This is a genomic window from Corallococcus caeni (genome assembly GCF_036245865.1).
In the GTDB taxonomy this organism is placed as follows: domain Bacteria; phylum Myxococcota; class Myxococcia; order Myxococcales; family Myxococcaceae; genus Corallococcus; species Corallococcus caeni.
The window spans coordinates 137,767-154,483 of sequence record NZ_BTTW01000004.1; the positions used below are offsets into that span (position 1 = coordinate 137,767).

Genomic DNA, 16,717 nt, shown 5'->3' on the forward strand with positions numbered 1-16,717 from the left:
CGGGTTCCGGTTGCACACCCCCGCCGGACGGTTGATGCTCCCTGACGTGAAGAACCTCGCCTCAGGCTTCCTGCTGGCCATGCCCCAGCTTGGAGACCCGAACTTCTACCGGTCGGTCATCCTGATGATCGAACACGGGGAGACGGGCTCCATGGGGCTCGTCGTGAACCGGGGAGCGCCCCTGACGCTCGGTGAGCTGGCGCGCGGTCAGTCGATGGACATCTCGACCGACCGCGTGTCGCAGCCGGTGTTCGTGGGCGGCCCGGTGGAGCCCCAGCGGGGCTTCGTCCTGCATGACGACGAGTCCGTCCCGGAGAAGCACCCCGTCCTGCCCGGCCTCTACCTGAGCGTCACGCTGGACGCGCTGGGCCCCCTGCTGCAGCGGACCAACCCGCGCGTGCGCTTCTGCCTGGGGTACGCGGGCTGGGGCCCCAAGCAGCTGGAGAACGAAATCGCCGCGGGCTCGTGGCTGTACGCCGACGCCACCGCGGACGCGGTGCTGGGGCAGGACCCGGCCAAGTTGTGGGATGCCACCCTGCGTGGGCTGGGTGTGGACCCTGCCATGTTGGTGATGGGAAAGGGGATGAACTGATGCTCGACGCCGAGACGCTTCGCCGTTACCTCCTCGACGCCCTGCCGGGCTCGGAGGTGGAGTTGAACGACACGACAGGGACGGGGGACCACTTCGAGGCGCGCGTGGTCTCTCCCGCCTTCACCGGCAAGACGATGGTGGAGCAGCACCAACTGGTGTACGCGCCGCTGCAGCCGTGGCTGAAGTCCGGCGAGCTGCACGCGCTGGCGCTCAAGACCTATTCGCCCGAGCAGTGGAAGAAGCTCGGGCCCCGCTGAAGAAGGAGCAACGACTCATGGATCCGACCCTCAAGGCCCACTTCGACGAGACGGTGAAGTCGCACCCCATCGTCCTCTTCATGAAGGGCAACGCCCTGTTCCCCCAGTGCGGCTTCTCCGCGCGCGCCCTCCAGCTGCTCCAGCCGCTGGGCCCGGTGCACACGGTGGACGTGCTGGCGGACCCCAACGTGCGCCAGGGCATCAAGGACTACTCCAACTGGCCCACGATTCCGCAGGTCTACATCCACGGGAAGTTCGTGGGCGGCTCCGACATCCTGATGGAGCTGGCCGAGCGCGGCGAGCTGCAGGACCTGGTCGCCGCCGGCGGCAAGTAGGCGCCAGGGTGGGACGGCCCGGGGGGAAGACCCGGGCCCTGTCCCCCGCGTAGACTGGGCGGCGGTCGCCAAGAGGGGTCTCGCCGCCGTGCTCACCGTCACACCGCCTGATTCGAAGCCGCAGGACGCGTCCACCGAAGTGCCCGGCAGTCCGGTGGCGGGAGGACCCCTGCCGCCCGGGGCGAACGTCGCGGTGGCCACGCCGGGTGGCGCCGTCGCGGATCCGGACGACCTCGTCAGCACGGAGAAGCTGCCCACGCTGGTGGACCGCGTGCAGGCCTTCCGCGCGAAGTACGAGAAGCAGGAGATGGCCCTCTTCTTCTTCGCGGGCTTCCTCTACGACGTCCTCACGCTGAGCCCCATCGACGACGCGCTCACGGAGGTGCAGAACTTCGCCTACCTGGCCATCCTCGCGGGACTGCTGGTGCTGGAGCAGCGCTACCCGGAAGGGGTGGAGCCGCCGAAGCTGCTGATGAAGGTGTGGCGCTTCCGCGAGGACGCGCTGCACTTCTTCCTGGGCAGCCTCTTGAGCGCGTTCACGCTGTTCCTCTTCAAGAGCTCGTCGGGCTTCACGCCGCTGGTGTTCCTCGGGGGCATGTTCTCACTGCTGGTGGCGAACGAGCTGCCGCGCTTCCGTCAATTGGGTCCGGTCATCCGCGTGGCCCTCTTCAGCCTGTGCGTGACGCTGTACTTCGCGTCGCTGCTGCCGGTGCTCTTTGGACGGGTGGGGTGGTGGATCTTCACGCTGTCCGTCGTGCTGGGATGCGGGAGCGTGTACGGGCTCTTGCGCGTGCTCAAGCGGTGGCGCCCGGATGAGAAGGCGCTGCTGCGCACGGTGGCGGTGCCCGGCTTCGGCGCGCAGGCGCTGCTGCTCGGGTGCTACTTCCTGGGCGTGATTCCGCCGGTGCCCCTGGCGGTGCAGTACAGCGGCATCTACCACGCGGTGGAGAAGGTCCCCCAGAACGTCTATGGCACCTCGGGCGTGTATCACCTGACGTCGGAGGAGCACCCCTGGTGGAAGGTCTGGACGGCGTTCCACCACGGCGACCAGGACTTCATGGCTCGCGACGGTGAGGAGCCCATGTACTTCTTCCGCATCTTCGCGCCCAAGGGCTTCGAGCCCTACCGCGTGCGCGTGCGGTGGTTCTACGACCATCCGGAGAAGGGCTGGACGGCGTTGGGCAAGGGCCACCTGGCCTCGGTGAGCGCCAATGGCTCCGAGGGTGGCTTCCGCTACTACGCGAAGCCGGGCACCCCGCCCAAGCCAGGCGACTGGCGCGTCGTGGTGGAGACGGAGGACGGGCACGAAATCAACCGCTTGAACTTCACCGTCACGCCGGACACGCGGCCCATCGAGGAGCGCAAGCAGAAGGTGGACGTGTCCGTGTTCGGGACCATCAAGCCCATCACGCTGGAGGCGTGGCAGAAGAGCCGGCCTCCCGCGCCGACGGCGGCGCCCGCGGCGGCTACGGCGCCGGTGCCTTGAGCAGCGTCACCTGACCCAGCAGCACCGGCACCGCCGTCTCCACGCGCAGGATGCGGGGGCCCAGCGAGAAGGGCAGGAAGCCGTGGGCTTCCAGCAGCTGGGCCTCGAAGGGCACCCAGCCTCCGTCCGGGCCAATGGCGAGCACCACCCGCGTGGCGCGCGTGATTTCCCGGGCCTGGAGGGAGAGGCTGGCGGGCGGGTGGGGGAGCAGGCGCAGCGGCTCTGGGCCGAAGACAGCGTCCAGTTCGTCTTCAACGAAGGGGCGGAAGCGCTCGCGGATCAGCACCTCCGGCATGCGCGTGTCGCGGGCCTGCTCCAGTCCCTGGAGGAGCAACTCGCGGACGAAGGCCTCGTTGAGGACCTTGGAGTCGAAGTAGCTCTTCTCCACGCGGGCCGCGTTCACCAGCACCACGCGGTCCACGCCGAGGGACGCCACGGCGGGCAGCACCTTCTTGAGCGCCTTGGGGCGGGGGATGGCCAGCAGCAGGTCCACGCCGGCCCGGGGTGGCGGCGGGTCCGTCAGCTCGACGCGCAGGTGGAGCAGGCCGGGGGCGTTCTCCAGCACCTCGCCCGTGCCGGTGAGGCCGTTCAGGCGGCCCACGCGCAGGGATTCGCCGGGTTCGGCCTTGAGGACCTCGCGGGCGTGCTGGGCGCGGCGGCCGGTGAGCCGGGCGGTGCCGTCCGGCTGGAAGTCCTCGTCGAAGAGCAGGAGCAGGTTCACGGTCCCCTCCATGTAGCCGTTCCCGGGCGGGCAGGGGAGGGGGCGTCCCTTCGTGTGAGGGTGCCCTGGCTCCGGCGGCTCCGAACTCCAGGGGCGGGGCCGTGATAAAGGGCCGGGCGTGCGTACCTTCTGCATCAAGTGTCTGCGTCCTGAAAGCGCGTGCTACTGCGCGCACGTCCCCCAGCTCCAGACGCGCACGCGCGTGGTGTTCCTCCAGCATCCCCGGGAGCGGCGCGTGGCCATCGGCACGGCGCGCATGGCGCACCTGTCGCTGCCCAACTCGGAGCTGCACCGGGGCGTGGACTTCACCGGCCACGCGCGGCTGGAGGAGCTGGCGAAGAACCCCGAGCGCGTCGCGGTCCTCTTCCCGGGCGAGGACGCCATCTCCGTGGAGGAGGCCCAGGCGAACCCGCCGGAGACGCTCATCGTCGTGGACGGCACCTGGCCGCAGGCGAAGAAGGTGGTGATGCGCAACCCGGTGCTCGCGGCGCTGCCGCGCATCGGCTTCGTGCCGCGCCGCCCGAGCAACTACCGCATCCGCGCGGAGCCGGCGGACCACTGCGTCTCCACCATCGAGGCGGTGGCGGAGATCCTGGGCCAGCTGGAGGGCAAGCCGGACTACTTCGACCGCATGCTGGGCGCGTTCGAGTACATGGTGGACACGCAGCTGGAGCGGCAGGAGACGCGCACGGGGCCGAACCGGCGCCGGCTCTACAAGGGCGAGTGGCGCCCGCCGCTGGAGCTGCGCTCGCTGGCGGACGCCGCGGACCGGCTGGTCCTCTTCTACGCGGAGGCCAACGCGCACGCGCTGGAGGCGGGCATCCCGCCGGAGCTGGTGCACCTGGTGGCGGTCCGCCTCACCACGGGCGAGCGCTTCGAGGCGGTCATCGCGCCGGAGCTGCCGCTGGCGCACAGCACGACCCTGCACGTCGAGCTGTCGGAGGAGGAGCTGCGCGCCGGTGAGCCGCGCGCGGCGGCGCTGGCCCGCTTCGAGGCGTTCCTGCGTCCGGACGACGAGCTGACGGTGTGGACCACCTTCGCCCTGGACCTGCTGTGGAATGGCGGCCTCGCGCGCCGGTCCGCGCGCAACGTGCGGCTCGCCACGGCGCGGGCGCTCAAGGGCAAGGCGGGCGGCGTGGAGCAGGCCGTGGAGCTGCTCAAGGCGCCAGCGGTGGCGGCGTGGGCCCGGGGCCGCGCGGGCCGCCGCATCAGCGCGCTGGAGTCCGTGGCGCGCGAGCTGGTGGCCCGCGGGAACGCGACCGAGCCTCCCGCGAAGCTGCCAAAGACGGGCTCCGAGGGCTGAAGGCCCGCTACTGGCCCAGGCGCGCGGTGCCGACGCTGGCGCCCAGCGTCGTGGAACCCGCGCGCCAGGGGCGGGCCTGCTCGCGCACCCAGCGCCCGAAGCGGGCGATGAGGTAGCAGCCCACCAGCAGCGCCACGGACACGCCCAGCGCCGCCGCCATGCCCAGCCGGGGACCGATGCGCTGCGCGAGGCCCGCGATGTCCGCCCAGCCGTACACCACCGGCAGGTGCAGCACGTAGATCCACAACGACAGCCGTCCCAGCGGCGCCAGCATGCCGCTCAGCCGCTGCGGCAGCAGGTTCACGGCGCCCAGCACCATCAGGCCCTGCGCCACGCGGTACATCACCATCGTGGGGCTGGTGGGCGTCCACTCGATGGGCAGCCAGCGGGTGAGCGCCAGCAGCGCTCCGCCCAGCGCGAGCAGCGCGAAGCCCTGCGCCAGGCCCGGCTTCAAGAGGTGCAGGACGTGCGCGGCGAACGCGCCCGCGAAGAAGAAGCCCGCCCAGGGGAAGAACGGGAAGCGGCTGCCCTCCCCGTTGCCGATGAACTGCTGCAGCGGCACCGGCAGGTGCTCGCCCGCGTGCCACATCCCGGCGCTCGCCAGGGGGATGCCCACCGCCAGCCCGCCCAGCAGCAGCGCCCGCGCGCCCCGGTGCGGCGTCACGACCAGCGCCATCGCGCCCAGCATCAGCGACGCGCCGATGCACTGGAGCGCGTCGAACTGGAAGACCTTGCGCAGCATGGCGTCGGAGAAGCCCAGCTCGCGCACCGCGCCCCAGCCCGGCCAGTGCAACAGGTAGCCCAGGAACAACAGCAACAGCGCGCGGCGGAACCGGCGGCCGAAGGAGTCCTTCGCGGCGCCCGGCTTCGTGCCCAGCGCCATCACCACCGCCCAGCCGCTCACCAGCAGGAACAGCGGCGCGGTGATGCCCCGCAGCTTCCAGTACTCCTGGACCCACGGATGGTCCCGGAAGGCGGGCGCCAGCAGCGCGTCCAGCGTGTGACCCATCACCATGGCGAGCACGGCCAACCCCCGCGCGCCATCGAGCGCGGGGTGACGGGCCTGCCGGAAGCTGAGCGAGGGACCGAAGCCTTTCAAAGCCAGTCGAGCATAAGCCCACCCGCGGGCCCCGTCTCCAAAACGCACCAACCGTGGGGGTCGGCAGGCGTGGAGACACCCCCGGATTTCACTCTCAGCCCAGGTCCCGTCCTCGTGCGGGGAATGCTACAGGATGGATGCATGTCCCTTCGCGCCGCGCTCGCCGCCCTCGCGCTCCTCGCCATCCCGGCCTCCTCCCGCGCCGAGTCCGGCGATGACTGGTTTGGCCGCGACAAGCCCAGACACTTCGCGGCGTGTGCCGCCGCCACGGGCGTGGGCTACGGCGCGGGCGCCGTCCTCTTCGATTCGACGGGTGCGCGGGCGCTCACCGGAGTGGGGCTGGGATTGGGCGTGGGGCTGGGCAAGGAGGTCTACGACCGCGCTCGCGGCAGCGTCTTCTCCGTGAAGGACCTGGCGTGGGACACCGCCGGCACCGCCACGGGGCTACTGGCCGCGTTCCTCGTGGACCGGTTCATCACCGAGGTGCTCCTGCCCCCGCCCCGGAGCGTCGCCGCCGGGCGTAGCGGCGGGCGCGTCCGGACGCGCGCGGCGCTCCACGAACTTCAGGAGCAGTTCGCGCTGCGACCGGGGCTCCACCAGCAGCATGCGGCCTTCGGGATCATCGGTGTCGGAGACGAGCACGGTGACCTGCCGGCGCGGGCACTGGTTCATGCAGCCCGTGGGCGTGACGCGCACCTGCCCGGCGAGGCCCCGCTCGGCGAGCTCCCCCTGGAGCCAGCGCGGCAGGTCCTGTCCGCCACTCCGGGCGCTCTTGGTCAGGCACTTGCGGCAGACGAGCACGTCCACCTCCCGCCCCTTGCCGCCCGCGTCGTCGTCCCGCATCCGTCCTCCGTGGCGCCCCGCTTCCAGGCGGATGCGCCGCTCCGCGTTCCCGGCACGCCGCCGGGCCCTTGAAGAAGAAGGGGTAGCGGCGCCGGGATTGTTCCGCACTTCCCCGTCCCGCGCCCGCCGGGCCGCTGTCCGGACGGGCGCTGCCGGACTGATGGCATGGGAAAGCCGGGGAGGTGGGTGCGACGTTCCGTCTCGACGCCAGCCGTCTGGACCGCTGGTACGGTGCGCCCCGTGCCGTGCCGCTGACGGGAGGCCTTGCTCATGACGCGAAATCGACTGCTCCTCGGGTTCACCCTGTCGGCGCTGGGCGCGCTCGCGGGCTGTGAGCGCTCCACCGGCACGGCTCCGGACGCAGCGCCTGCCGCGCCCGCTCCCGTGACGGCACAGGCCCCGGCCGCGAAGCCCTCGGCGCCGGACGCCGACGCGGTGGCGAAGCTGGCGGCACACTTCTTCCAGGCGCCTCGCACCCAGGCGCCGCTGCCCACGGACACCGAGGCGCAGGTGGCCCTGGGGCGCATGCTCTTCCACGAGCCCCGGCTGTCGAAGAACCACGACGTGTCCTGCAACAGCTGCCACGGCCTCACCACCTTCGGCGTGGACAACAAGGCGCTGTCGGACGGGCACAAGGGGCAGAAGGGCACGCGCAACTCGCCCACCGTCTACAACGCCGCCCACCACATCGCGCAGTTCTGGGACGGCCGCGCCGCCACGCTGGAGGCCCAGGCGGAAGGGCCGATGATGAACCCGGTGGAGATGGCCATGCCGGACGCGAAGCGCGTCGAGGCCACGCTGTCCTCCATGCCCGAGTACGCCACCCGCTTCCGCGCCGCCTTCCCCAAGGGCGGCAGGCCCGTCACGCTGGCGAACGCGGCCCGGGCGCTGGCCGCCTTCGAGCGGACGCTCACCACGCCGTCGCGCTTCGACCGCTTCCTCGCGGGCGAGCACTCGGCCTTGAGCGCGCAGGAGCAGCGCGGCCTGGAGGCCTTCGTCACCACCGGCTGCACCACGTGCCACAACGGCCCGGCGGTGGGCGGCGCGTCGTTCCAGAAGCTGGGGCTGGTGGAGGCGTATCCGGCGCTCACCGACGCGGGCCGCTTCGACGCGACGAAGAACGAGGACGACCGGGGCTACTTCCGCGTGCCCACGCTGCGCAACGTGGAGATGACCGGGCCGTACCTGCACGACGGCAGCGTGAAGGACCTGCCCAGCATGGTGCGCCTGATGGGCCGCTACCAGCTGGGCCGCACGCTGAAGGACGGCGAGGTGGACGACCTGGTGGCCTTCCTCAAGAGCCTCACCGGGGAGCTGCCCCCCGCCGAGCGCATCTCCGCGCCGCCCCTGCCCCCCAGCACGAAGCGCACGCCCAAGCCGGACCCGTCGTAGCTTCGGAAACGTCGCGCCCCGCCCGGCGGGTGCTAAACCCTCGCGCCCATGACCTTCTTCTTCCATCTCCACTCGGGCCTTCGCTACCTGGTGCTGCTGTCCGGCGTCATCGCGCTCGCGTTCTTCGCGTTCGCCGTCGCCACGAAGCGCCCGTTCGACAAGGTGGGGCGCATCATCGGCGCGTCCTACTCCGGCCTGCTGCAGCTGCAGGTGCTCGTGGGCATCGCGGTGCTGGTGACGCGCGGGTACTACCCGGCGCTCATCGGGCACATGGTGATGATGGTGCTCGCGGTGGGAGCCATCCAGGGTCCCCTGGGCGCCACCCGGCGGCGCCTGAAGTCCAGCGGCGAGGCCACCGCGTCCGGCGGGCCGCGCCCCGTGCCCGGCTACGTGCCCGTGCTGGTGGGCACGTTGGTGTCGCTGGCGCTCGTGGCGGGCGGCATCCTGGCCATCCGCCCGGGCCTGTTCGTCTCCACCGCGTTCTGAAGCGCGTGCGGGCAGCGAAGCGGCTGGGGCCTCCAGCCGCCTCGTGAGGCTCCCCGTCAGCGCCGCGCGCGACGGCGCAGGGCCAGCGGCGCGAGCAGGGCGAGGAGCGCGGGCAGCAGGCCGGGGCTCGCGCTGCAACCGCCGTCATCGTCGTCCCGCGGATCCTCCTCGGGCCCCGTGCCGGCGTCCGGGATGATGCCGCCCGTGCCCGCGTCCATGCTGGTGCCCGCGTCCGTGCCTCCGCCCGTGCCCGCGTCCACGCTGGTGCCCGCGTCCGTGCCGCCGCTGGTGCCTCCGTCCGTGCCGCCACCGGTGCCCGCCGCGCAGTTGCCCAGCGAGTGCTCCAGGGCGCCCAGCGTGGCCGAGGCGGGGCGGGCGCGCACGCAGAAGTCCTCCGGCACCAGGGCGTTGCGCGGGGCAGCGCCGATGAGCGACGACACGTCGCCCTTGAGCGTCAGGTCCCCCTTGGCCGGCGCCACGTACCAGGCCGCCCACTCGCTGCTCGTCACGCCCGTCCGGTTCGCGCTGAAGGTGCCGGTGGCGCTGTCGCGGTTGCGGACGACGCTCGACATCACGTTGCCGGTGGCCTGGCCGGTGGAAGCGGCGTAGCGGAAGTCCACGCCCAGCCCGTTGTTCATGAACGTGTTGAACAGCACTCGCGTGTTCGCGGCCTTGTTCAGGTACACGGCGGCGTCCGAGCAGTTCGCCACGATGTTGTTGCGGATGATTCCGTCCGTGTGCTCCGGCGAGCACGGCACGGTGGGGTCGAAGGCCGGCGCGCAGTACGCATTCCCCGTCCCGCCTCCGCCAAAGGACAGGCCGATGCGCGTGTCACTCCCGGCGGGCTGGTCCTTCGCGCAGAGGACGCGGTTGCGCTCGAAGAGGCCCCGCTTGCCGCCGCTCTTCATGAAGGCGCCGTAGGAGATGCTGCCCTGCTTGCCGAAGTCGTGCAGTTCGTTGTCGCGGACCACCCAGTCGTCGCCCGTGTCGATGTTCAGCTTGGTGACGGGCGTGCCCGTCGTGCGCACGTGCGTGTCGTAGAGTTCGTTGTTCTCGATGAGGCCGCGGTGGGGCATCTCCCAGACGCCGCTGCCGTTCTGCGCCGCGTTCACCTTGAGCTGCGCGTTGAAGTCGCGCACGCGGCTGTTGCGCAGGACGAAGTTCTCCGCGTGGCCGGTGACGTGGAAGGCGTGCTCACAGCTCTCGTCGTTCGCGCAGATGCCCTCCACGGTGAGCCCGTCGAAGGTCCAGTAGCGGCCGGACACCTTGAAGCCCTCCAGCGCGTTGAAGCGCACGATGGCCGCGTGGCGGTTCTTCGCGCGTACGGTGATGGGCGCGGCCTGCGTGCCCTCCGCCGTGCAGCTCAGGTTCGCGTTCACGGTGTACGTCCCGTCCTCCAGGACAATCTCGTCGCCGGCCTTCGCGGACGAAAGCGCGGTCTGGAGTTCGGCCACGGTGGAGACGCTCTTCACGGCCGCGCCGCCCGTCAGCGGCAGCAGGAGCAGAGCGAGGGAAACGGTTTTCAAGGGGGACTCCCGGAGCGAGAGAGAAGGGGGGGCCTGACGCTACCGGATTCCAACGCAGGGCAGGCAGCCTGCCGTGCGCAGGCATCCCGGCTGATAGGGAACCGGCATTCGCGTGGACACCTGTCCTTGCATGACTCGCCAACCCAAGGACTCGCGGTGGGGACGTTCCACGCTCGGGGTGGCAGCGCTGGCCCTGGGGCTGCTCATTGCCCCGGGCGCGTTCGCGCTGCCTTCGCGGGGCCAGCCGCTGCCGGAGTTCTCCGCGCGCGACCTGACGTCCGGCAGTCACGCGAGCAAGGAGCTGAAGGGGCGCCCCACGCTGCTGGTCGTCATCACCGACAAGGACGCGGGCGACAAGATGCGCGGGTGGTTCGACGCGGCGGACAAGCACATGGAGGACTCGGTGCACCGCCAGTCGATCATCACCCTCAAGCTGCCGTTCTTCGTCAGCGAGGGCTCCGCGCGGGGCAAGGCGAAGGGCCAGGTGCCCCAGACCTACTGGAAGGACACCTGGCTGGACAAGAACGGCGGCATGGCCAAGGCGCTGGGGATTGATACCAGCGACACCCCCTACGTCCTGGCGCTGGACGCGCAGGGACGGGTGGTGGCCAGCGTCCATGCCAACGCGGACTCGCCGGAGGCGCGGACCATCTGGTCCGCGCTCTCCAAGTGATGCCGGAGGGCTAGTAGCGCCCGCCGCCCTCGAGGATCTCCTGGAGCTTCTCCTTGTCGCTGGAGAAGGGGAACGCCTGGTACAGCTGGTAGCCGTTCTGCGGATCCAGCAGCGTGGGCCGCATCAGGCGCACCACCTCCAGCTTGTCGTTGGAGAAGGAGAACTGCCCCAGCATGGACATGATGTGCGTCACGAGGAAGTTCTCGTTCGGCGCCACCTGCGACAGGATGCGCAGCTTCTCGCGCGGGAAGGCCTCGCGGAGCATCGCCTGGGTGATGCCGCGGAACTGCGCGTCCGCGATGGGGCGCACCACCGGCGGCGGGGGCGGCATCGGCGCCGGCTGGTTGACCACCGGGGGCGGCAGGCCCGTGCCGTAGGGCGCGGCCTCGTCCACGTACTCGCTCAGCTTGTCCAACTGCTCCATGGCGGCGCGGATGCTCTCGCGGCCCTTGGCGTCCTTGGTCCGGGACATCGCGTCGCGCAGCGCGTTCTCCAGCCGGTCGATGCGGCGCTCCACCTGATCACGGTCGACGACGGCCAGGTTGCGCGCGGGCGGCGGGGGCGGCATCGGCTGCGGCTGGGGCATCGGGCGGGGCGTGCCGTGGCCCGGGGGCGGTGCGCGGCGGAACTCGGAGGTACCGGCGGCGTTGACCGATTCCTCCGCGCGCGGCGTGGTCTGGGCCAGGGCGGCGGCGGAGGAGAGCAGGACGACGGCGAGGGTCAGGGCCTTCATGGTGTGCATCCTTGGGGGTGTTCGTGCTTCGTCCCATCTGACGGGACAGAGGGGCGCTCATTCAAGCCCCCTCGCATCTTCCCCATGAAGGCCCCGCCTGCCGCCGCGAAGCGTCAGCCGCGCTTGGAGACGACCTGGCCTTCGGCGCCAATCTCGTAGACGAGCGGCACGCCGGTGGCGAGCTCCAGGCCCACCACGGTCTCTCCGGACAGCTTGTCCAGGCGCATCACCAGCGAGCGGTTGGAGTTGCCGTGCGCCACGACGAGCACGTTCTTGCCCTGGCGCAGGTCGCCCGCGATGGCGCGGTCGAAGAAGGGCAGCACGCGCTTCGCGGTCATCTCCAGGGACTCGCCGTTGGGGGGCGGCACGTCGAAGGAGCGGCGCCAGATGTGGACCTGCTTCTCGCCGAACTCCTTGGCGGCGTCCGCCTTGTTGAGGCCCTGCAGGTCGCCGTAGTGGCGCTCGTTGAGGGCCGCGTCGCGGATGACGGGCGGGCGCTGGCCCAGCGTGTCCAGCAGGATGGCGAGCGTCTCCTGCGCGCGGCTGAGGGCGGAGGTGTACGCGACGTCGAACTTCAGGCCCTTGAGGGCGTCCGCGGCCTTGCGGGCTTCGCTGCGGCCCTGCTCGGTGAGGGGCACGTCCACGAAGCCGGTGAAGCGGTTCTCGTGGTTCCAGAGGGACTGACCATGACGGACGAGGGCGAGGATGGGCATGGCCCCCCTGCTAGCCCAACCGGGGGCAGGCGGAAAAGAGGCAAGCCCCGTCCACCCGCCCGGCCCGTCGTCTTGCGGCCACGCACCGGCCGCGTCAGCCGGCGGCCTGGGTCTCCTGCTGGAGCCGCTCGCAGACGGCCGCCACCGCGCTCAGCGTGTTGAACAGGTCCACCATGCCCACCTGGAGGCCCAGGTCGTCCTCGATGCGGTTGGCCAGCATCGTGGCCAGCAGCGAGTTGCCCCCGACCTCCAGGAAGTGGTCCTCCGGCCGCACGGCGTCCACGCCCAGCAGCTCCTGCCAGTACCCGGCCAGCCGCGACTCCATGGGCGAGGGGACGGCGCTCTGTGTGCTCACGGTGGGCTCCTCAGGGTGGGGCTGGACGCCTGTAAATTGAGGAAAATAGAACTACCGCGTCAAGTCTGGCAGCGCCAGGGCAAGCAGGCGGGCTTCGTCCTTCCCCCGCCTCCAGGCTGAACTGGCAGGCTCCGGCGCCATGGACGACGCGAACGAGGCCGGAGCGGCCACCGGGGAGCAGGACGCGCCCATGGCGGTGGCGGTGGTGGGGCTGGCGCTGCGCTTCCCGGGGGCGGAGGACGCGCGCCAGTACTGGCGCAACCTGGTGGGCGGGGTGGACTCCATCACCCGGCTGGACGCGGCGGGGCGGGCCCGGCTGGGGCTGCCGCAGGGCGACGCGTGGATCACCGCGGCGGGGGTGCTGGAGGAGGCGGAGGGCTTCGACGCGGCGTTCTTCGGGTACTCGCCGAGCGAGGCGGAGCAGATGGATCCGCAGCACCGGACGCTCCTGGAGTGCGCGTGGGCGGCGATGGAGTCCGCGGGGTACGCGCCCCGGGGCCGGCCGATGCGGGCGGCGGTGTACGCGGGGGCGGGCTTCACCACGTACGGGGGGCGGGGCTCGGCCGGGGAGCTGGGGGGCGCGCTGGGGCTTTCGGGGGACTTCCTCGCCACGCGCGTGTCGTACGAGCTGGACCTGACGGGCCCGGCGATGACGGTGCAGTCGGCGTGCTCCACGTCGCTGGTGGCGTTGCATCTGGCGTGTCAGTCGCTGCTCGCGGGCGAGTGCGACCTGGCGCTCGCGGGGGGCGTGTCCATCCGCACGCCGCAGCTGGCCGCGCACCGCAACCAGGAGGGCGGCATCCTGGCGCCGGATGGGCGCTGCCGCCCGTTCGACGTGCACGCGGCGGGCACGGTGGTGGGCAACGGCGTGGGCGTGCTGGTGCTCAAGCGGCTGGCGGACGCGGTGGCGGACGGGGACTCCATCCGCGCCCTCGTGCTGGGCACGGCGCTGAACAACGACGGCGGAGCGAAGACGGGGTTCTCCGCGCCTTCGGTGCAGGGGCAGACGGCGGTGATCCGCGAGGCGCTGTCGGTGGCGGGCGTGTCGCCGTCGGACGTGTCCTATGTGGAGGCGCACGGGACGGCGACGGCTTTGGGAGACCCCATCGAGGTCGCGGCGCTCAAGCAGGCGTTCCAGGGGGCTCCGGAGGGGGCGTGTGGGCTGGGGGCGGTGAAGAGCAACTTCGGGCACCTGGACGCGGCGGCGGGCGTGGCGGGGGTCATCAAGACGGTGCTGTCGATGGAGCACCGGACGCTGCCTCCGACGCTGAACTTCACGAAGCCGCATCCGATGCTGGAGCTGGAGGGCAGTCCCTTCCAGGTGGTGGGGAGCGCGCGTGCGTGGGAGGGCCCGCTGCCGCTGCGCGCGGGGGTGACGGCGCTGGGGATTGGCGGCACGAACGCGCACGTGGTGTTGCAGGAGGCGCCCGTCCTTCCGGACACGGATGCGCCCCGGCGCGGGGAAGAGGTGCTGCTGCTGTCCGCGAAGACACAAGGGGCGCTGGAGCGGATGACCACGGCGCTCGCGGAGCGCTTGCGTGAGCACGCGGCTTCCGGGGGGACCGTCGAGGCAGCTTCGCGTGCGGAAGCGGGTGCAACGAAGGGGCTGGCTCTGGTGGATGAGGACTCCGCTTCACGCGAGCCCTCCGCCTCGGGTGCTTCGCTCGCGGACGCCGCGCACACGTTGCAGGTGGGGCGTGCTCGCTTTCCGTGGCGCCGCTTCGTCGTGGTCCGCCACGGTGAGGATGTGGCGGCGCTCCTGGATGGGCAGTCGCCTCCCGGTGAGGACGCGGCCTCGCGGATCCGCACCGTGTTCGACGAGGGCGAGTCTCGCGGCGTGGCCTTCCTGTTCCCGGGTGGCGGTGCGCAGCGGGTGAACATGGGCGAGGCGTTCCTGCGCGAGCCCGCGTTCCGAAAGGCCATCGATACGTGCGCGGAGTGGCTTCGTGGGCCGCTAGGGGCCGACCTCCGTGACGTCCTCTTCGCGGGGCCGGAGCGCTTCGACGCGGCGGCCCGTGAGCTGGACCGGCCGCTGTGGTCGCAGCCCGCGCTGTTCGTCTGCGACTGGGCGCTCGCGCAGCTGTGGCTGTCGTGGGGCGTGAAGCCGGAGGCGCTGCTGGGGCACTCGCTGGGCGAATACGTGGCGGCGTGCCTCGCGGGCGTGTTCACGCTGGAGGAGGCGCTGGGCCTCGTCGTCGCCCGGGGGCGGCTGATGGAGGCGATGCCGCTGGGGGGAATGGTGTCCGTGCTCGCGTCCGTGGAGCAGGTCACGGCGCTCGTGGGGACGGCCGTGTCGGTGGCGGCCATCAACGGTCCGGAGACCTGTGTCCTCTCCGGACCGTTGCCGGAGCTGGAGGCCGCGGAGCGGGCGCTGACGGCGCGGGGCATCGAGCACAAGCGGGTGCGCTACGCGCGCGCCGCGCACTCGTCCATGATGGAGCCGTATCTGGAGGGCTTCGCGCGGGAGGTGGCCCGCGTGAAGCTTCGCGCACCCTCGCTCCCTGTCGTGTCCAGCCTCACCGGCCGGTGGCTCCAGGAGCGCGAGGCGACGTCACCGGACTACTGGGTCCGGCACCTGCGGCACACCGTCCGCTTCTCCGATGCGCTGGGCTGTCTGCTGGAGTCCGGGGACCGGGCGTTGATTGAAGTCGGGCCCGGCACGACGCTCACCGCGCTCGCGCGGCAGCACCCGGCGCGCAAGACGCAGCCCGTGCTGGCCACCCTGCCGACGAAGGGCGATGCGCCCGGGAGTGCCCTGTCCGCGCTGGGGGAGGCCTGGGCCGCGGGCGTGGACGTGGACTGGGAGCGCATCCGGGACGGCGAGCGGCGCAGGCGCGTGGACCTGCCGACCTACAGCTTCGACCACGAGCACTACAGCCTGGACGACGCCGCGCCGGGTCCCGTCGCCCGCGACGCCATGGCGGCCCGGGCGAAGGCGATCGTGCCCCCGAAGCCGAAGGGCCGTGCCGTCCGTCGCGGTGAGCGCGTGGCCCCTCGCGACGCCACGGAGCGGACGCTCGTCGAGTGCTTCCAGACGCTGTTCCGCCTGGACGACGTGGGCATCCATGACGACTTCTTCGCGCTCGGCGGTGACTCGCTGGTCGCGCTCCGGCTGCTCGCGATGATCTCCGAGCGCTTCGGCAAGCGGCTCGCTCTGAAGGAGATGCTTACCGCGCCCACGGTGGAGTTGCTCGCGCGCAAGCTGGGAGGCAAGGAGGAGGCCCGCGCCCTGCCTCCGGGCATGGCGTTGCTCCAGCAGGGCACGCGCGGTCCGCCCCTCTTCTTCGTGCACGCGGCTGGAGGCCAGGCGGTGTTCTACCGGGACTTGGCGCGCGCCATCGACGCGGACCGGACCGCCTATGCCTTCGAGTCCCGGGGCCTGGAGCCTGACGGGCCCCTGCACACGTCCGTCGATGAGATGGCGACGGCCTACCTGGAAGGCGTGCGCGCGTTGCAGCCCACGGGCCCGTACCTGCTGGTGGGCGCGTCGTTCGGCGGCGCGGTGGCCTACGAGATGGCCCGGCGGCTGACGGCGGAGGGCCAGGCGGTGCCGCTGTGCGCGATGCTCGACACGCCGGGACCCGGGGACATCGCCCACGCACAGGCGGGCGGGGTGGGCATCGAGCAGGGGCCCGCCTTCACGGATCCGGAGCAGCAGCGGCGCTACGTGTGCGTCTGGGAGGCGAACATGAACGCCCTGCGCGAATACCCCATGCCCCGCTTCGAGGGCGGCACCCTCCAGTTCTTCCGCGCGTCGACCGTCATCGAGCACATGCCGAAGCATGTCGAGCTCGAATGGCTGGACTCCGGCGCGGTGCTCCGCGTGGAGTCCGTGCCCGGCGACCACCAGTCCATGCTCACGGGGGAGAACGCTGAAGGCCTGGGCGCGAAGCTCGCGGCCTTCCTGCCATGAGCGAGGCCCGCATGCCGCCGCTGCTCCATCGCTACTGGATCCACTTCCCCGACGACGCCTTCGTGCGTTCCAGGGGACTGAACCTCGGCTGCGGCGTGACGGCGTACAGCCTGGAGGATGCCCGGGGGCTGCTCCAGGAGCAGCTCTTCCGGGACACTCCGTTGCCGCCCTTCACGCGCGTCATCGAGGACGTGGACGTGACCACGCTCGAGGCCCATCACATCCGTCCCAACATCGGCGTCGTCACCTGGCGGGGGATCTGGTTCCCCTTCCTCCAGCTGTCCTGAGCG

The 16,717-nt window shown here is 71.6% G+C and carries 17 protein-coding genes; 11 read left to right on the forward strand and 6 right to left on the reverse strand.

Translation table 11 applies throughout. The features are described 5' to 3' along the window. Positions 1-46 precede the first annotated feature (46 nt). The 4 genes from AABA78_RS18890 (at position 47) to AABA78_RS18905 (ending at position 2,670) form a co-directional block, all read left to right on the forward strand. Positions 47-592: a YqgE/AlgH family protein gene (locus AABA78_RS18890; RefSeq protein ID WP_171420247.1), complete on the forward strand. Its 546-nt coding sequence runs from the start codon at positions 47-49 to the stop codon at positions 590-592. Next, positions 592-849 (forward strand): BolA family protein, encoded by a 258-nt coding sequence (locus AABA78_RS18895; RefSeq protein WP_143909262.1) that lies wholly within the window; start codon positions 592-594, stop codon positions 847-849. Before AABA78_RS18890 ends, AABA78_RS18895 begins: the two co-directional genes overlap by 1 nt. 17 nt (positions 850-866) lie before the next feature. Further along, positions 867-1,184 (forward strand): Grx4 family monothiol glutaredoxin, encoded by a 318-nt coding sequence (gene grxD / locus AABA78_RS18900; RefSeq protein WP_171420248.1) that lies wholly within the window; start codon positions 867-869, stop codon positions 1,182-1,184. An 88-nt stretch (positions 1,185-1,272) separates the two neighbouring features. After that, the gene (locus tag AABA78_RS18905) at positions 1,273-2,670 is read left to right on the forward strand and encodes a DUF2914 domain-containing protein (protein ID WP_338264400.1); all 1,398 of its coding nucleotides are present in this window, start codon (positions 1,273-1,275) and stop codon (positions 2,668-2,670) included. Here the strand turns inward: AABA78_RS18905 and AABA78_RS18910 are convergent. Further along, positions 2,651-3,391, reverse strand: a complete 741-nt coding sequence (locus tag AABA78_RS18910; RefSeq protein WP_338264402.1) for a 16S rRNA (uracil(1498)-N(3))-methyltransferase — start codon at positions 3,389-3,391, stop codon at positions 2,651-2,653. The genes AABA78_RS18905 and AABA78_RS18910 overlap by 20 nt on opposite strands. Before the next feature lie 118 nt (positions 3,392-3,509). Between AABA78_RS18910 and AABA78_RS18915 the strand changes: the two genes are divergently transcribed. After that, positions 3,510-4,694: a tRNA-uridine aminocarboxypropyltransferase gene (locus AABA78_RS18915; RefSeq protein ID WP_338264404.1), complete on the forward strand. Its 1,185-nt coding sequence runs from the start codon at positions 3,510-3,512 to the stop codon at positions 4,692-4,694. A 7-nt stretch (positions 4,695-4,701) separates the two neighbouring features. Here the strand turns inward: AABA78_RS18915 and AABA78_RS18920 are convergent, their stop codons facing one another. Next, on the reverse strand, positions 4,702-5,841 hold the full coding sequence (locus AABA78_RS18920; RefSeq protein WP_338265128.1) for an acyltransferase family protein: 1,140 nt from the start codon (positions 5,839-5,841) through the stop codon (positions 4,702-4,704). A 93-nt stretch (positions 5,842-5,934) separates the two neighbouring features. On the opposite strand from AABA78_RS18920, the gene AABA78_RS18925 reads away from it, so the two are divergent. The 3 genes from AABA78_RS18925 to AABA78_RS18935 all read left to right on the forward strand — a co-directional run bounded on the left by AABA78_RS18925 (position 5,935) and on the right by AABA78_RS18935 (position 8,514). Continuing rightward, on the forward strand, positions 5,935-6,708 hold the full coding sequence (locus AABA78_RS18925) for a hypothetical protein (RefSeq protein ID WP_338264406.1): 774 nt from the start codon (positions 5,935-5,937) through the stop codon (positions 6,706-6,708). 198 nt (positions 6,709-6,906) lie between these two features. Then, positions 6,907-8,028 carry a cytochrome-c peroxidase gene (locus tag AABA78_RS18930; RefSeq protein WP_338264407.1) on the forward strand — a complete coding sequence of 374 codons (1,122 nt, stop codon included), beginning with the start codon at positions 6,907-6,909 and terminating at the stop codon, positions 8,026-8,028. A gap of 48 nt (positions 8,029-8,076) precedes the next feature. Next, on the forward strand, positions 8,077-8,514 hold the full coding sequence (locus AABA78_RS18935) for a hypothetical protein (protein WP_338264408.1): 438 nt from the start codon (positions 8,077-8,079) through the stop codon (positions 8,512-8,514). Positions 8,515-8,570: 56 nt separating this feature from the next. On the opposite strand, the gene AABA78_RS18940 is transcribed toward AABA78_RS18935, so the two are convergent. Continuing rightward, positions 8,571-10,040 carry a right-handed parallel beta-helix repeat-containing protein gene (locus AABA78_RS18940; protein WP_338264409.1) on the reverse strand — a complete coding sequence of 490 codons (1,470 nt, stop codon included), beginning with the start codon at positions 10,038-10,040 and terminating at the stop codon, positions 8,571-8,573. Between the two features lie 130 nt (positions 10,041-10,170). Here AABA78_RS18940 and AABA78_RS18945 point away from each other — a divergent pair, with 130 nt between their 5' ends. Then, positions 10,171-10,713: a hypothetical protein gene (locus AABA78_RS18945; protein WP_338264410.1), complete on the forward strand. Its 543-nt coding sequence runs from the start codon at positions 10,171-10,173 to the stop codon at positions 10,711-10,713. A 10-nt stretch (positions 10,714-10,723) separates the two neighbouring features. Here the strand turns inward: AABA78_RS18945 and AABA78_RS18950 are convergent, their stop codons facing one another. From AABA78_RS18950 to AABA78_RS18960, 3 genes are all read right to left on the reverse strand, one after another. Then, entirely contained in the window at positions 10,724-11,446 is a 723-nt protein-coding gene (locus tag AABA78_RS18950; RefSeq protein WP_338264412.1) for a proline and serine-rich protein 1 family protein, read from the reverse strand. Positions 11,447-11,559: 113 nt separating this feature from the next. Then, positions 11,560-12,159, reverse strand: a complete 600-nt coding sequence (locus AABA78_RS18955) for a 2,3-bisphosphoglycerate-dependent phosphoglycerate mutase (protein ID WP_338264414.1) — start codon at positions 12,157-12,159, stop codon at positions 11,560-11,562. A gap of 94 nt (positions 12,160-12,253) precedes the next feature. Continuing rightward, positions 12,254-12,514 (reverse strand): phosphopantetheine-binding protein, encoded by a 261-nt coding sequence (locus AABA78_RS18960; RefSeq protein WP_338264416.1) that lies wholly within the window; start codon positions 12,512-12,514, stop codon positions 12,254-12,256. 139 nt (positions 12,515-12,653) lie between these two features. On the opposite strand from AABA78_RS18960, the gene AABA78_RS18965 reads away from it, so the two are divergent. Together AABA78_RS18965 and AABA78_RS18970 are read left to right on the forward strand one after the other, a co-directional pair. Next, positions 12,654-16,427 carry a type I polyketide synthase gene (locus tag AABA78_RS18965; protein WP_338264418.1) on the forward strand — a complete coding sequence of 1,258 codons (3,774 nt, stop codon included), beginning with the start codon at positions 12,654-12,656 and terminating at the stop codon, positions 16,425-16,427. Next, complete coding sequence (locus tag AABA78_RS18970; protein WP_338264419.1) at positions 16,424-16,714, forward strand: hypothetical protein; 291 nt, start codon at positions 16,424-16,426, stop codon at positions 16,712-16,714. The genes AABA78_RS18965 and AABA78_RS18970 overlap by 4 nt, the downstream gene beginning before the upstream one ends. Positions 16,715-16,717: the final 3 nt, after the last annotated feature.